Raw genomic sequence first — 15,848 nt, 5'->3', positions numbered from 1 at the left:
GAAGCAACTCAATCGAGCTCGGCGATCGCGCCATCAGGAGCCGACGCACCGGTAACAGCCGACAATTGACGGTAAAGATGCTCTAACTCGTCGGCATTCACGCGGGCCTTAAGAATTCGGCGTACTTCCCAACTCCCTGGTTCCTGACCGAAGGGCCGCACAAAACCCATTCCCTCAAGCTTGCGCAAATTGGTCTGAAGTTCGCGGATCTGCTTGACGTCGTCGACTTGCTGGGGGGAAAAGGTCCTCCAGATTTCAAGTAGTTCCGATTCATCCACGACACATCGCTCGTCGAGCACTTCCTCTTCCTCAAAGCGACGCAACGCATCCCTGAGCAGCACGCAGAGCAGCGTTTGTCCGTAGCTCAGCCGTGTGGCGTGGAACAGCTTAGGTAATGCTTCGTAGCCGTCCGGCAGCTGCTCCTCTGGGAATTGCCGTAAGTAAGAGAATCCCTCCGACTCGTCGACGACAAGGAGGAGGCCGATACGAGCGAAGTAGCTTTCGACCGACGAGCGGTGACTGAGGAGAATATTCCAAGCGCGGCCGTCTTCCGCCTCAACAACGCCGCGAAGTAGATGGACGGCGGCAATGCTCCATTCGCGGAATTCAGGGAGTTCACCGCGCATGGCCGTTTCTCTGGGTTGAAAGAAAGGTAATTCTAGGAACTGTGATCAACAATGAACGGCCGTGCGGAGTCTTCGGACGAAGAATCAACGTTTCACTCGCCCGCCGATCAATCTGATGGCCGTCGTCCATCGCAATCTGCAGATAGGCAATTACCTCGACCACGCCCCCATTGAGGGGATGGATTGCCAATAAGTCATGCAGCGTAGGCGCATGTTCCAATGCGAGCGCCTGTCGAATCCGGACGCGCAATTCCCGCCAATTAATATGGTGAAGGGCGGCCAATTGCTCAAAAGCGTGCTGACGGGCATCGGCGTCCGGTTGATAGGAGGTTAGGTCCACCGCCTCGAACTTCGGCGGCTCGGTCCAGAATGCTCGACGCAGGGGTGACTCAAGCGTCAGTTCCAGATCAAGCGTCAGACCAACGCTAGTGGATGCGGGAGATCCAGCGAGAGATATTGCTTGTCCTTGAATTTCGCGTAATAGATGAGCAATGCGTTGGCGATCAGCGTGCGTGCGGTCGTCGAGAAGTCGCCGGAGCGTGGCCGACAGTCGATGGTTGGTTCGCATCACCTTCTCCGCTTCGCGTTGTAGGAGCGTGACCATGCTGCGAATGGTTTCTAATCCCTCATGCTGCTGGGTAAGTTCAGTGATCTGGCGAACTCCGCGGATAACCGTTTCCAACTTCGCTGTTTGCTGGGGCGAGAGTATGAGACTCACAAAAGCGTAAAAACTAACTCCCTGATCTTCCCGCTTTAGAAAATCTTCAGAATCGAGGGCGAACTCGAGAATGCCGCCGCGCGAGCCGCTTCCAGCGATCTGCCGTTGCTGGACCTCGACAGTGATGCGACGAAAAGATTCCTCAACTGCTCGAAAATCTCCTTGGAGTTGTCGTAACAGCGTCACTGCCGTTGCAAAGCGTTCACGAATCTGACCAGGCTGGTATTTGGCCACCTGCCCCGTTGCCTCAATCTGCTCGATCTCTGAAGCAATGCGCGCGTACTCTGCTCGAAGATGTTGTAGGCGTACTTCGGGATCGTCAGAGGAGCCGATGACAAGATCAGAAAGCGTATCTATGACCAGCTTCAACCTCGATTCAGTGCCGACGAACCCAAGATCCTTGTCGAGCGCACGGTCTAGAAAGACGAGCACATCCTCGCTGTGAGGAGTTAGTTGATAGAGCGGCTCATCGCGTCCGGATTCAAGAAGGCGCTGTAGCCACCGCGACTCGGCCGAGCACCAATCATTCAGGTAAGAGTCAGCTCTGCTGGAAAGAACTCCGGGATGCGTCTCACTCAGCTCCTCCTGATAAGCAACAAGCGCCGTGAAAAGTTCAGAATGCGGAAGCGTGATTCGGCTTGCCTGCTTAAAGACCTGTTCGAAGAACGTGATAATGAAAGGCGCATTTGTTGCGTGAAGCAGTCGGATGGCAGGCGACGTCGAGAAGTAAGTGAGCAGCCTGCCAAGACGCATGAGAAAGTCCCAACATAGCACGCTGGGCGAGGGCCACTCCGTCAGCACATTCCGCCATCGTTAATATCGAGTTGCTCCGCAACGAGATTTGCCAGTACCCGCTAAAGGCCAGTTTACACCAAATTGTAAGCAGTGTTTAACACCTTTTTAGCGGTGAGGCACTGGAATGCTAGTTGCTCGGCCCCATCACTGCCCGAAGTCACAACGTGTCACAGGCCGCTGGAATCAGCGAATAAGTCGCGCAGGATCGCAGTAATGCTTGCTCGTAAGACTAATCTGCCTCCAAATTGCGGGGATTAGATGATTTCATGAGATAGCCGAGTCGCGGACAACGCCCCAGAAGCAGCGCCCTACCTGTCCTAATCTTTCTAGCTTAGACCTCCTTCGTCGACGGAAGCAGGCGTCTACTCGGCCCGCCTCGACCGCGACGGGCAACAGTTGGGATCGCTGGCATTTTGCTATCGGTGATCCGGCCGCCCCCATCCGGAGTCGAAAAGCTATCGCATATGCATAGCTATCTCGCGGGCGTATTTAAAGGGCGAGGATTTCTAATCGAGGCATTCGCTGACGATTTCACAGTCGAATTAAGCCGACAGAAATCCAAAACAGCACGTCTTCCGGCCGGGGCGAGTAAATAGAAACCGGGACCATAGAGAAACACAACACTACCGACCTTCGAAACCCCTTTTGAGCACTAAGATGACAAGACGCATACTGAATGATGCCCAGCGAGATGAATTGCTGGCGAACGCTAGAAAAATGGACCAGCAAGCCGCAGAGATGCGATCGAGAGTGACTTGGTCCGATGAAAACAAGCACAGCAAGTCGGCCGCCGAAGTAATTGCGATACTAAGCGACCCATCGACAGCGAAACTATTCGTTGATCAAGCCGAAGAACGGCTAATTCAATCACCGTTTAATGAGATTGAGCAATCCGTCTGGTTGTTCGTCAACGACCTCATCGCCCATCCGGATGAACTCGAAGACGTTAGCTTCGATCACGTCTATTCGGTAGTTCGTCGTGCCATCCGTCATGCTACGCAAGACTGGGAGAACTAAAGCCGGGGAAACCCCGGCTTCGATGTTTGCAAAGGTTGAGCGTCAACGTCGATACCAGCACGCCGGATTACTAGGGCAAGGCGAGCCAGGCCCGCCAAACATCGTATCAGCCGCCGCTAAAGCCTAGTGTGAGACTTATCCGCACGGCAATCCTGAGTACGACGTTGATGACGTGCCCAGTGATCGACGGGCATACCACTCTCGCCGAGTAGAATCGGAGACGTGAGTTCAGTGTCAGTAGCCGAGGCGGCGAAAGAAGTGTGAGAGGGCAGGGGGCCAGCCGATCTTCACTCAGCAAGAGCGCTCCACCTAGTGCCTGCCGGAGAAGGACGGCCATCGCCGTAGAGCATCCCAACGACATGACATACACGAGCTTCACCGGCTAGGGCAACCTACCGCTGATCGTGGCCGGCAAGGCCTAGCGACGCGAGGACGCAACGGACGCACGAGCCGGTCTATGTCTACTCCTCTCTCCCCGCTTCCCGCTCACTACCTCCGCAGCCCACTCTGCATTATTCTCTTGCCATAGATCTAAAAGTTGGCAAAACCCTCGTCCTTCGCGGCGTCGCGACGACCGGAACGCCGAGATGGACGCAAGATCCAACGAGTGCTGGTAATCGTTGGCAAGTTCCTTCGCCGCCTGGCTTCGAACCTCATTCGCCATAGCTGCTAAAAACCGCAGAATGCCGCGTCGCACGCGGCGTCACGACGTGTCGCAACCGTCGAGGGGCGTTCACGCCTCGACCTTAGGCACGGATTCATCGCTGACCGCGGTCTTGGTGCGGACCTCCTCAATCGTGATTCGCGTCAAACGCTTGCCTCCACCGTCGCGGTCATCAATGGTCACGACGATGCCGCAGCGGCGTAATGCGGGAGCGAGACGCCGCAGGGACTTTCCAAGCCCCTGTGGCGTCTTGGGCCAGTTTTGTTTCGTTTTGATATTGGGATCGGCGGCCAAGTATTCCAGTTCCGCCAGCAGTCCCTTAGATCCCACGACCTGCCCGGCCTTCGGCCACGTGCCACCATATTGGGCAAGTAGAGACTCGATGGCGTCCACGACGGGGTTATCGCCTATCGCCACCGCGTTCGCTCGCCGGATGTTGGCTGCGTAAGCATCAAAGAACTCTTGCTCTGTCCAACCAAAGGCAGGCATGGAGGCCGCCGCCCAACGTTCGAAATCAGCCATGCGGTGGGACGCGTTCGGCTTAGTCCGACTATAGTTCTTGAGCGCCATCGCCACGCCCTCGAGCAACAGGCCCAAGAGGTACGGGCGTGCCCGCCGATACTCACTCCTGACCTCTTCCGCAGTGCGGCGATTCGCGTCGTCGATGACAGGGAGCGACACGATCACAGAGCGATCCAGGGCGTCCGCCTGGTACAGATATTCGCCGATTCCATTGAGCATAATGCCGCGGCAAACCTGGATCAAAAACTCCTCGCCGTCGGTATAGAGCTTGCGGGTTCCGTATCCTGCACCGGTCGCTAGTCGGCAAAGACTGTCCGACTGGTTGGCATCGACATAACTGACGTTATCGAACGAGACGACGAACGAGTTTTGCGCCGCGATCATTAGATCCCGCTCCTCTTTGGGAATCGAGCCTAGACCGGCTTTGATCGGATCAACTAGCCCGCGGATGAGCTCCGTTGCTGTTGATTTAGCGCTTCCCTGCTCGCCACTAAGCACCAAGATGGGGAATGGCCCTCGGCCTCCGAGCACGGTGACTAGCCAGCCAACTAGCAACTGAAGATCACTGAGGCTGTCCAAGTTCAAGAGCTGCTGGAGAAGTGTAATCGAACCGCCTGGCTTGGGACGAGGCAGGGATTGGGTACGTCCCGCACGACGAAGCTTCGGCTTGGCGCGACGCATGATCTTCCAGCCATCGGTAGTGATCCTCACGGACTTCCAGTTGGGACCGCCTAGGTCGAGGTACACCTTCTTTCCGCGTCGTGCTACCCGCAGATAGGTCGTCTCGGCAGTGCCGTCGATGCGGGCCTTGGCGCCAACAGTGTCGATGAACGTCCTCATTTGCGGGCCGCTTGGGGTACGCTTTGTGGCAGCGTAGTAGGCAGCTCGAATCGCATCCGCGAACTCCGTCGATTTCACTGGAAGATGTCGCTGATGCCATCGGCCACGTGTACTTAACTTGCCGTTTGAAACCTTATTGGGCATATCGATAGTGACGAAAGGCTCTTTGTTCTCGCGGTCATGCCAAAACTGACAGCGATTCTCGGCAAGTTCCAACAGCTGTTCGACCACCGTTTTCCGCTTCGCCTGCTTCAGCGCCACGAGCTTGCCAACCTCGTCAGGGTTAGCCTCCGCCTTCTTAGCTGCGTCCTGCAGCTTGTGCCGAAGCTCCTTCTCCGACCAAGCTGGCTGGCAACGATCTCCCCACTCCTTCAGTAGTGGAAGCGCCTGTTCGACAGAGAAACCAAAGTCGACGACCAATAAACAGGCAGCGTGAAAGCAGGCCTTACTGCCGTTCTGGCCATCGACGGCGATTGGCAGCGAGTGAAGACGGGCCCGTGCCTGTTCGAGCACGGCGTCGGTCGTTTGAGCGATCTGCTTTGTCTTGATCAATGGACCAGCAGGAACTACCTGCGGCGGAGAGGCGCCTTCTTGTGAAATCATTTCAAGGCAGGCGGATGGGACGGGAACGAACTGCGACGGATAACGAATGACTTTAGACAGGCGGTGCGGTCGATCTTCTGTGTGTTCTCCCTTGCGATTCCAGGTGAATGGCGCCCGGCAGATGCGGGCAGGGTTGGCCACCGTGACATCAATCTTGGCGGCAGTCGTAGAGAACTGCCTGTCCAGGGCACGGAGGACGCGAGCAACCAAGCCACCGTCATCGGCCGGCAAATCGATCGCATACAGCAGGTGCAGCCCATTGCCGCTATCGATGAGAATGGGCTCAGGCCAACCGGTCGAGCGAAGATACTTGACGACCTGGGCAGTGATGGCCGCCGCACTCTTCTTCTCAGTCGTGGTGCTGCAGGTGTCGACGGGGCGGACGGGATCAACGTCGATCAGCAACAGTCGGCGAGCGACAATATGCTCGTCGGCGGCCGTCTTGCCGGGAAGGAGATCATTGAGCCGCTTGAACAAAATGGAGGAACCCGTGTCGATCGGGTTCAGTCCGAAATAGATGTTGGCTTCGTCTCCCGCCGCCACGACATGAGCTGCTGCCAATTCAAAATTGTCGAAGAACCCGGAGAGAGCCCTGCATGGGTATAGGGTACGCAACTCCACGAGCGGTCTGCCGCGACCGATGAAGTTGAAGAACCTGGTAATGGATTCGACTCGTTGATCGTCGTCTGAAGTGTTGATAACGGCGCTGCTCCCGTCGGTTGCAGAGTCAATCGGATTCATTCGGGCACGGTCTCCTCGGTTGGAACTTGATGGTAGAGGTAGGGGTTCACCGCCAATTTACGCGTGGAGCTGTTCGTAGACCTCGCGAGACGCATCGAACGATTCCAGCGTGCCATCACGCCGAGAACGCAGGGACAAATTCGCCGATCCGTTAAGCTCAGCGATCGCCGTCGCATAGTGCTCAAGGAGGTCGGCCCACTTCCGCAAGCCCCGTGCGACGACCTGAAGATTTGCGGCGGGACCGACTGCAACGGAGAACAAGCCTTCGTCGGGCCACAAATTGGCTTGTCGGCCAAACGCAATCAGATGGTCGCCATCAGCATCGCCAGCACCGCTGTCGATTTGGAGCCGCTGATCGGCAGTGAACATTGTCAACGTAAGAGGTTGAGCGGGCTTCGTGGTGCCCGTATGGATTGTCTTTTCATTATCGAACATATAGGTTCCTGTAAGTTTCTGGTTGTGAGATTAGTTCTTGAGTCTGCAGAATGCTGTTTGGTTCGGCGGTGAGACTATCAACGGTTCAGTAGATGACTGTATTGCCGATCGTGCGTCCTTAGTCGCAACGCCACGAGTGCTCGCGGGGCTAGGATCGCCGGCAAGGCCTGCCAGCCCGCCACCGCGGCCCCGGCCGGCGACCAGACTGGCCGCCGGCGCCAACATGGGAGAACTCAAGCATTCAAACGCCCGGGCTATGGCGAATCCGGAAGAAGGCGACGGGCGACGAACTGGAGCAAGTCCTTGCAAACTACGTTGAGGAGTTCCATTTCCCGTTGCGCACGTTGTGTAAGTTCCCGCAACGACAACTCGGCGGGATCCCGACAGGGCACGATCAGAGTGGCTTCGAGGTCCCGCCAACTGTGTGCGAGCTCAAGGAACTCTCTGCGCTCGGGCTGGTCGCCGCCATGGTCAAGCGTGACGTCGCCCAATAGTTGTAGAAGCATTCCGCCTTGCTCGGAGAATGCCGCCACATCAGAAGTGTCTTGCGGCTCGTCCGGGTCACGCCACTGAATGGCGCGCTTTTCGGTGTAGTTGAACTCGCTCTGGTCTTCGCCATCAAGTCCGAAGCAGGCGGCAGCCAGCATCACTGCCGGCAAACGGAGCATAGCCATATTCGTCAGACGAGGAATCGCCTGGTCGAGATCGACCAGCTTAGCCAACGCCACCAACTGGGCATGCTCCTCCATAGTCCGGACGAACTCATCGCCAGGCTCCGGATCAAGATGACATAGGTTGTACTCGAACCCGTTCCAGTTGAATAAAAAGTTCCACTCGTTCTCCGGGAGACAAAGGGCTTCTTCGAAGAGGGCGTCCTTCAACTTTCCGGGGACTGCCAGCGTGCACAAGCGGCTGTCGGGCCAGTCACACATAATCATGAGGTGGCGCGTCAATGCGGGGTAGCCGGCTCGGCAGAGCGAACAACCGTCACTAGTGTCGCTGTTGCAGCGAATCATCGGCTGCGGATGGCCAGGAATGTAGTGCACCTTCAGCTCTAGCGATTCCATCTTGAGCAAGGATGCCCGTTGGTTGAAGACAGACAGCACTAACGGGTGGGTCGTCTTCCGCCCTCCGTACGGGCGTCCTGTGACTTCGTTGTCATTAAAGTTATCGATGATCAAACTCCTTACGAATGCGAGCCACAGGAGGTCGTCGGGGCGACGACATGCGTGACGGCTCTGGTACGACGCTGCAGCTCCCGCCAGCAACGACTGGACATTGGATACGCCCTGGCAACGGCAATGGCGTTTGCCTATGTCCCGGTCGGGTGAAAAACTGAGTACTGACTCGACACAGCTATCCTGCCACCTGCAGTTGGCAGTACGGCGTGCGAGCGCGGGCAATGGTGTGTTCTTCAAGAACGCCTAAGATGGAGCCCTTTCGCACGGGTCGCATCGGCGACGTTTATCTAGGCAGGGGGAGGTTGGTCGGTGCGGCTCCACGCGATTGGGCTCGCGATCAATACTGGTGTTGGAGTGGGCAATCTCCTTCTAATGAATGGTAAAACTGGTGACGGATGGTTAATGCCACCGGCTCGTCATGTTTTCGACTTTAAGGGGCTGGACGCGGTCGCAATAGAGGTGAACTGGGACGCTCGCTGATTTGTCGCTACCTGTCGCTTGTAGGCACTTCCGAAGCGGAAACTAATTTGCCAAGCGATGCTCACACGCTGCTCCACGTCCGTCGAACTCCAACTCAACGGTGATGAAATTTGCGAGGCTGGGTATCGCGGCGCCGGCTTTCACGGCCATCGCGGTGAGCGCCTCGGCGGCACTTCGCCTCGCTCGACGCAGTGATCATTGCAAGAAGTTGCCGACGGAAATCCCGCAGCAAAATCCGCGTCGCGTCCTGACCCGTCGTGGGATTTCGAGTCGCTTGCAGTCGCTATTTCGAATAGCGAAATTCACACGGTGGACAGCTGCGTACCGTGGGAATCGCACCCAAGCAACTCATCCTCAAGCAAGCGGTCACTACCTTTTCGCGGCTGAAGACGGCGTCGGACTCCCGGCAATCGCGATGCCTGTCGACAGCTCCTGCAGTGGCTGGAGCACTAGCGACCTCTTCGACGCTGGGCGGGGGAGGGCGAATGCAAGTCGCGACGCCGGCCGCGGTAGCTACTATCAGAGCGGTGACCCGTCGGAATCGTTCTTCGCGTGAAAAGGCTCACAGAGGCCTCGCAGCGTTCCAGCTCTTACGACTTTTCGTGCCCTCGGAAACGCCGCAGGGCAGGGATGGGCCCCGCGGCTGCCCCCATCAGTTCGAAATCATCGAAGAGATATTCTCGACGCCAAGAATGGGCTACCTGCCTCCAACAAGAAGCTCGACCGCAACAATGCCGGAGAGGCGCCTCGCGTCGACATCGGCGCCTACAACGTCGATCGCACCGTGACACGCTGTACTTCGCCGGGGGTCGTCATCCCCAAAGCAATTTTGAGCAGACCATCGTCGCGAAGTGACCGCATGCCGGCCCGCACCGCTCGATCTCTAATCTCTGTGGCGTTTGCTCGCTATTGAATGCCGTCTCACACAGCATCGTCGACGTTCAATAGTTCGAAGATTCTCACGCGACCGCGGTAGTCGCTCTGCCTGCGGTGCTCACAACCTTTATCACTTGCGTCAAGAAAGCTCGCACTCAACCAACCGCCTAACCACTTGCCTCCAGGTTTTGCGATCCCGCGAATATCACTTCACTTCAAGGCAGCCGCGGTTGCGTCCATTCAATCAGTGCAGACCGCAATGCGCACAAATCGCGTTAAGACTTGCTATGGCGCATATGGCGACCAAAAAGCCCGCAAAAACGAGGCGACGACAGATTATTCCTGACTGAGTTCAGGGTGGCCGAAAATAATCGTTGAAGGTGACGTGTTCATGCGTACACTCTTTAATATCATCTCGCACGAATGAAATATCGGCAATCGTTTTTGTAGATTCGAAAGCGGCGAGAACTATCCACTACCTCCCGAAACCGTGCAATAGCAAACATGCTGATCAATGCGCGGCGCGCATTTGCGCGATCCTTGACTGCTATTCACAAGGCCAATTGACTCAAGACAACACGCGAAGGAGACGTATCGACATGCATTGATGGATATTGGCACAGCTCATGCCGTGCTGCGACGTGAGAGGCACTTTATTGCACTGGCACTTATGCATTAGTTGGCCGGAATTTTCGAATTGAGTCGCGAGACGAGAATGTTAGGGTAGGTTCTGTGGTTAAAGCGACAGGAGCACGCATGCAAGCGTTTAATGCACACAAGATATTTAATAGCACTTTTAGCGAGAGACCTTGGCTAGCGTTCGTCACGAGCAGTTAATCCTGCCGGCCGACTATCCTCGCCTCACTCGATTGGCGAGAGCCCTCAAGGCCGGAGCTAAGTCCGGCATTCATCTGTTGTTGTGGCATAGGCTTGTAACTTCTGCGCTCACACTGCGCGCATTGCGCCAAGAGGTATACGTGTTAACAGAAGAAATGATTAGTGAGATTAATCGCCTCCTGAAGACGACCCCAATGTCCCAGCGGGCGATTGCGCGTCGACTTGGGGTCAATCGCGAGACAGTGAATAGAATCGCAACCGGCTCGCGGTTTGACGTTCATGCACACAAGAAAGCTGTTGCAGCGCTAACGTCGAAGGAGATTGAGCCAATTCGATGTCATGGGTGCGGAGACCGCATCAATGTGATCCCATGCCTGCGATGCAAGCTGCGGCGGATGCGTCGTCAGAAGTCGCTTGCACAGCGGTTTGCGGACGGCAGCCCCAATGGATCAATTGCCCTCGGCGTCGACTTACTGCCTCCGCACCGCGAACGGTATCTGGCCGTTCTGGCCCGAAAGCTCCGCCGCGGCGAACATCCGGAGTCCAATCTGTGCCTGACCGCAAACCACCTCACTAGGAGAAATCGAATTATGCCCACCGCCGGCTACGTTAAGTATCTCAAGTGGTTTGTCTGTCATCGAGAACGATTGAATCCACTCCTAAAGTTACCAGCAAACCTGTCAAGCGCGCCGAGACGGCAGGACAAATGGAATCTCCTAAAGAATGCTGGCGATTTGGTACTGAGCGTCGTGGAAGTGCATCCCGTGCGTGAAGTCGCGCAGGTCTGTGCGACCTCTGAGTTACGACAGGAAGTCGAGCAGGCCGGCATTAAATGGGACCGATTGATCGACCTATTGCCCGCGCTAGTTGATCTGGTCGATATCGTTCAAGACAAAAGACTGGAAGACTAGCTACTAAACGCAACTACAAACTTATTTCCACTCGGTGGCTGGCCAATCACGCTAACCAACTCCCATCTAAGGTGCTCTTATGGTGACCAAAGAACAAGTCCTGACTGTAATCGACAAGACAATTTCGGCTGGAGAGTTTCTGGCGCCGTTTCTTCCAGGGCTCGTCGACGATGCATTCATTTGCTTTCTCAAGTGGGCGCGTACCGACGCCACTATCCTGAAGTGGTTCGAAACATTCGTACCGCCGGCTCCATCGGCGGTGACAGCGCCTCCTGAAGTTGTCGTCGATTCGTTGCGACGCTGGTCGAGCGAGGCCGGCCGGCTTTCGACGCCTGGGGGCTACATCAAGTTGATGCAGCTGCTGATTCAGCTCGCCACGACGCTACAAGAGCTGTTCGGCAAATCACAGACGCCAGTTGCCCAGTAAGTCGAGCGAGCATGAAGCCACAGGCTGCTCGTGGACCAGGCCATTGCATCGTCAGGTTTTTGATCGGAGAGAGAGTATGTCTGCTTCAACGATTCGTTCGAACAATGAAGGGTTTCGATTCTGTGGGGTTAAGGAATCGCTGCTTGAAGAAGCGCGGCGGCGACAGGCAGCCTGGAGGAGCAAGCGACGGCTGCGGTGGTACTTGGCCGATCGACTCGCGGGAATCCCGCTTAATGCATTAACTGCCGCCTATGCTCAGGCCTACGCGAACTGGCAATCTGTATGCGGGCTCGTGTTTGAGCAAACCATGACGTCTAGCGACGCTGACATCGTAGTTCTCGCACGGCGAATCGACGGGTCAGGAGGCACGCTGGCTGAGCACGAGTTGCCGATGGGCGACGATCGGCAGCTGCGAGGCTGGTACGACGTCGGCGAAAGCTGGACGACGACCAGTCCGCCTGGCGGCAAGATCGATCTAGTTGCGGTGGCTTGCCATGAAACAGGACATGGCATTGGGCTGAGCCACACAACCGTTCCGGGCAATCTACTTAATCCGTACTACGATCCGGCAATACGGACGCCGCAGCAGTGGGATATTGCGGAGGCTCGAGATCGCTACGGGCCGCCGGTCGAGGAACCCACACCTACCGCTCCCTCCGTACCGCCCGGCGCAATACTGGATCAGTTTTCAGGGCTACTTGAAATGCCGTTCGGAGTGTACACCGCCACCTTTACGAAAACGTTGCTCTAATGCGATTCGTGCAGTCAGTAATGCTTTGGGTGTTTTTAGCCGAGATGGCTGTAGCTAACGATGGAGCTGCCGCGCTCGAAGACCGTCTGTCATCGCCACCGACGGCACAGCCATTTCTTTACTATGTGACAACGTCGTCGGCGATTGATGAACTGGAAAGGAAGCACCAAGAGTACGCACTCAAGCTAGTTGTCCCACACCTGAGCCGTCAAACCGTGCTGGAACGCTGCCTGCCGGTCCAGGTTGGCCCTACACTTTGGCGGCTTAATCTCGCCGACTTGCAGTGGTCGCTCGACAATTGGCGTCACATCATCGCGTCCTACCCGTACCACCGGACGGGAAGCCGCCATCCGCTCGTGGTGCGCGCAGACTGGCTCCTGCTGACCATCACCGACGCGTCGGCGAGTGACGCCTATTATCGCTTGCTGCTAGGGAGGCGTCCGAAGAACCGCCAGGAAGTCTTCCTCAAGCTCGGAGTTATTGACGATCCTCAATATCAGTACGGGCAGATCGCCGGAGGGTCCCGAGTCAGTAAATCGGGGATACGGTTCGTTCGAAGCCTGCCGGTTCTCCGAGGCTGGAGTTACCTCACTGAAGACGCCTTCAAAATCGCAGGCGACCGAGACCCGCTGCAATTTCCTATCGGCAAGTACCCACATGACGGAGAAGAGTTGCTAGTTGCCTCGCCGAAGCTCCATATGGCAACAGGCGTTCGCGGGGTGACGATGGTTGGATTCTTATTCGACGGGAAGGGTAACACTGTCGACAAAGCCGATACCGCGTTGGTTGAAGACTACTCCAAGACGAGAGGCTTCGCTCACATCGTCGCCGGACTAAGCTGCTTCAGCTGCCATCAGTCTGGGCCGAACGGTCCCAGTCAAAACGTCTTGAAACGAATCATTGCCAGTGGCGCCGAAGCAGACGTCTATCGTTATCAAGACCAGGAAGCAATTGAGGCGTTTCATTTTACTGACTTGGGTAAACAAATGAGACGCGAATCGAATGATTATCGTGCAATCGTCCGTCAGGCGACCGGCGTGGAATCTGAAGATGCGGTTGAAGCGCTGCGATCGACGCTCAATAGCTACGACGCCGACGTCACGCTAGAGAGAGCGGCAATCGAACTGGATTTCGCCGTTTCGGAATTAAGGCGCGCCGTTGCTTGGATGGATTCCAAAGACTACCAGATTAGCGGATGGTTCGCCGCGATGACCCATGCCCCCCAAAACACAATTCCTCGAGAGGCGTTCGAGGAGCAATACAACACGCTTCGCTCAGCATGCGATGCATGGAGGAAATCTCAGTGACCGTACTAAGAAAATCAAATCGCTTTATGTCGGCCATCGCAATCTTGTTGTCGCTGGGAGTTGTCTTCGAGTTCCCGCCGCAAGCATCTCACGGGGGACAGCCACGATTCGCGTGCCGTCCGCCTGAGACTACACGCGCCCCTCTCATTTCCGGCGGGATTGCCCATCCAATTATTCGTTACCGCGTCGGACAAGAACTTCGCAGCGAGGCCGCGGCGACTTACGGCTTCCGCCAGTCCGACGAATATATCGAGTTGCAGCAGCTGCGAGGTTTCCGGGCCGGCATTGAGAGTCTGAATCAAGTGATGGAAACGCAAACTCGCATGTCAGCACTGGAAACGACAACCAGGCCAGCAGGCCATGTCACTCCAGAGAAAAGCCGGTCGCAGGAAACTTCGGCACCGACGTCTCCCTACCCGACGCTTTCGCAACAATGCGGTCAGTGCCACTCCGGCGATTCTCCGAAGGGCGATGTCTGGCTGGATGGAAGCGTTAGGTACGACACCCCGGAAATGGCTGAGAAACGCGATGCGATCGTGCATGCTGTCCGAACTGGTCTCATGCCTCCTTCTTTGAACGAAGGCGAGCGATTGAGTCCGGAGATACGAGAAGAGATTGAAGATGAAGTTCACGGCGTCAAGGCCGAGTAGTGGTTCGTGTTTGTTTCATTAGTTTCGAATGAGGAGAAGATGATGCGTCGAATTTTGAATGTGGCGGCATTTGCCGCTGTAGGCTTGGCGGCTCAATATGCCGCAAGTTGTGAGCCCTACGCCGTCCAGGCATTGGACATTGGCTACGCGCCCGCTCCTTTCGTGCTTCGCCAGCAAGTCGACTACCAGTATGTACAGCCATTTACTCAACGCCAGATTGTGCAGGAGCGACTAGTAGTCCCTGTCCAACAGGAGGTAGTCGTCGATCGCGCTCGACGGGCGTCTGTTCAGCGTCTCGTTCAGACGGAGCGAATTCGACAGCCACGTCGATCTCGATCCGTGAGCGTGGAGCGAGTTGTCACACGCGGATACTAGTTGATCCATGTTGAAATACGCCGGCTGTTGCACAGATACGTCTGGCAGCCGCCGGCGCTTTAGATACGGCCGACCGTGAAATGAGAAATGAATGGAAGCGTGGACTCCCTTGCAGATTTTTATGGCTTCCTATGCCGCAGCGGCGATTGGCGGCGTTGGAGCTCTGCTCGCTTCTGACAGACCAATTACGTTGCGATCGCTCGGCAAAGCCCTTGTTTACTACGGGGTTGCGGGCTGTGGATTCGCAATGACCGGATTTGAATACATCGGCGGTAAGGAGAAGCCGTGGCGGATTATTGGCTTCGCGGCGCTACTAGGGGTCGGCGCCATCAAAGTATCCGATGTCGCGGCTGTCGCTAGACGCATGCTTAGTAGCGAGGACTCGAAACCGTGAAGACGCTTCGTGAGGCGATTGACTGTCCCATGCCGATTTCACATCGCGCTCGGGGACTATTTGCGATGATTTACTTCTCAGTCGGCGCAATACTGGCTTTCCTGGCCTACGAGAACGCGGCTCAGAGAGCATTTAGAATTGAAGCCGGCGGCCGCAAGCAGCAGGCGTTAAAAGCGGTTGACGCTTCTCTCGATTTCGGGCGCGTCATTCTAGACTCCAACGGCCGTATTCTTTCGTGGAATCGCGGCATGACGGAGCTTACAGGAAGGACAAGCCAAGAGATGGTCGGGCGTCCCATCGCAGACATCGCCGACAACGATGCGGACACGAGAGAGATGATAATCCGACTAATCTCCGCAGCTGAAGGGGCGTCGTTTGCCAATCTGGAGTTGCCTCGCGCAAACGCCCACCCGGAAGCGAAGACGCTGGTGCGTATGCAGATTCGCACCGTTAGCGGGCAGCCTGGAACCTACCGCTTCGTTGCGGTCGATCCAATCGGCCAAATCAATGCCGTGAGGCCCTAGTTCTCATCCGGCGATCGCCGCCGCGATGGTTGCGACCATCTTCGCAATTCTTTCCAAAAGCTGCGGCTGGAATAAGAGCCGGCTTAGCTCATCGATGTGTAGCGCTACAGGCTTGCCAGCTAAGACGTCGACAGCAGGCCGACGAACGATGTTCGAGTGCAGAAATTTGCCCTA

The 15,848-nt window shown here is 56.3% G+C and carries 13 protein-coding genes; 8 read left to right on the top strand and 5 right to left on the bottom strand.

Annotated elements, in window-relative coordinates; all coding sequences use genetic code 11:
- Nucleotides 1-8 precede the first annotated feature (8 nt).
- The gene (locus PLANPX_RS02945) at nucleotides 9-626 is read right to left on the bottom strand and encodes a DUF4194 domain-containing protein (protein WP_152097282.1); all 618 of its coding nucleotides are present in this window, start codon (nucleotides 624-626) and stop codon (nucleotides 9-11) included.
- A complete protein-coding gene (locus PLANPX_RS02940) occupies nucleotides 616-2,097 on the bottom strand; it encodes a DUF3375 domain-containing protein (RefSeq protein WP_152097281.1) in 1,482 nt (493 codons plus the stop codon). The genes PLANPX_RS02945 and PLANPX_RS02940 overlap by 11 nt, the downstream gene beginning before the upstream one ends.
- A 759-nt stretch (nucleotides 2,098-2,856) precedes the next feature.
- Between PLANPX_RS02940 and PLANPX_RS02935 the strand changes: the two genes are divergently transcribed.
- Complete coding sequence (locus PLANPX_RS02935; protein ID WP_152097280.1) at nucleotides 2,857-3,156, top strand: hypothetical protein; 300 nt, start codon at nucleotides 2,857-2,859, stop codon at nucleotides 3,154-3,156.
- A gap of 733 nt (nucleotides 3,157-3,889) precedes the next feature.
- Here PLANPX_RS02935 and PLANPX_RS02930 read toward each other — a convergent pair.
- The 3 genes from PLANPX_RS02930 to PLANPX_RS02920 form a co-directional block, all read right to left on the bottom strand.
- Nucleotides 3,890-6,526, bottom strand: a complete 2,637-nt coding sequence (locus tag PLANPX_RS02930; protein WP_152097279.1) for a hypothetical protein — start codon at nucleotides 6,524-6,526, stop codon at nucleotides 3,890-3,892.
- Nucleotides 6,527-6,583: 57 nt separating this feature from the next.
- Nucleotides 6,584-6,895 carry a hypothetical protein gene (locus tag PLANPX_RS02925; RefSeq protein ID WP_152097278.1) on the bottom strand — a complete coding sequence of 104 codons (312 nt, stop codon included), beginning with the start codon at nucleotides 6,893-6,895 and terminating at the stop codon, nucleotides 6,584-6,586.
- 320 nt (nucleotides 6,896-7,215) lie between these two features.
- Complete coding sequence (locus tag PLANPX_RS02920) at nucleotides 7,216-8,142, bottom strand: hypothetical protein (protein WP_152097277.1); 927 nt, start codon at nucleotides 8,140-8,142, stop codon at nucleotides 7,216-7,218.
- Between the two features lie 2,783 nt (nucleotides 8,143-10,925).
- Here PLANPX_RS02920 and PLANPX_RS27885 point away from each other — a divergent pair.
- From PLANPX_RS27885 to PLANPX_RS02885, 7 genes are all read left to right on the top strand, one after another.
- Nucleotides 10,926-11,246: a hypothetical protein gene (locus PLANPX_RS27885; RefSeq protein ID WP_232536286.1), complete on the top strand. Its 321-nt coding sequence runs from the start codon at nucleotides 10,926-10,928 to the stop codon at nucleotides 11,244-11,246.
- Nucleotides 11,247-11,325: 79 nt separating this feature from the next.
- Nucleotides 11,326-11,673, top strand: coding sequence for a hypothetical protein (locus tag PLANPX_RS02910; RefSeq protein ID WP_152097275.1), 348 nt, complete (start codon nucleotides 11,326-11,328; stop codon nucleotides 11,671-11,673).
- A gap of 76 nt (nucleotides 11,674-11,749) precedes the next feature.
- Nucleotides 11,750-12,424 carry a matrixin family metalloprotease gene (locus tag PLANPX_RS02905; protein WP_152097274.1) on the top strand — a complete coding sequence of 225 codons (675 nt, stop codon included), beginning with the start codon at nucleotides 11,750-11,752 and terminating at the stop codon, nucleotides 12,422-12,424.
- Entirely contained in the window at nucleotides 12,424-13,731 is a 1,308-nt protein-coding gene (locus PLANPX_RS02900) for a hypothetical protein (protein ID WP_152097273.1), read from the top strand. Before PLANPX_RS02905 ends, PLANPX_RS02900 begins: the two co-directional genes overlap by 1 nt.
- Nucleotides 13,713-14,381, top strand: coding sequence for a hypothetical protein (locus PLANPX_RS02895; protein ID WP_152097272.1), 669 nt, complete (start codon nucleotides 13,713-13,715; stop codon nucleotides 14,379-14,381). The genes PLANPX_RS02900 and PLANPX_RS02895 overlap by 19 nt, the downstream gene beginning before the upstream one ends.
- Before the next feature lie 466 nt (nucleotides 14,382-14,847).
- A complete protein-coding gene (locus tag PLANPX_RS02890; protein ID WP_152097271.1) occupies nucleotides 14,848-15,150 on the top strand; it encodes a hypothetical protein in 303 nt (100 codons plus the stop codon).
- Entirely contained in the window at nucleotides 15,147-15,674 is a 528-nt protein-coding gene (locus PLANPX_RS02885; RefSeq protein WP_152097270.1) for a PAS domain-containing protein, read from the top strand. The genes PLANPX_RS02890 and PLANPX_RS02885 overlap by 4 nt, the downstream gene beginning before the upstream one ends.
- Nucleotides 15,675-15,848 lie beyond the last annotated feature (174 nt).

Source organism: Lacipirellula parvula, assembly GCF_009177095.1.
Classification (GTDB): domain Bacteria; phylum Planctomycetota; class Planctomycetia; order Pirellulales; family Lacipirellulaceae; genus Lacipirellula; species Lacipirellula parvula.
The sequence above is the reverse complement of the archived record's forward strand: the minus strand, read 5'-3'. Positions and strand labels throughout refer to the sequence as shown.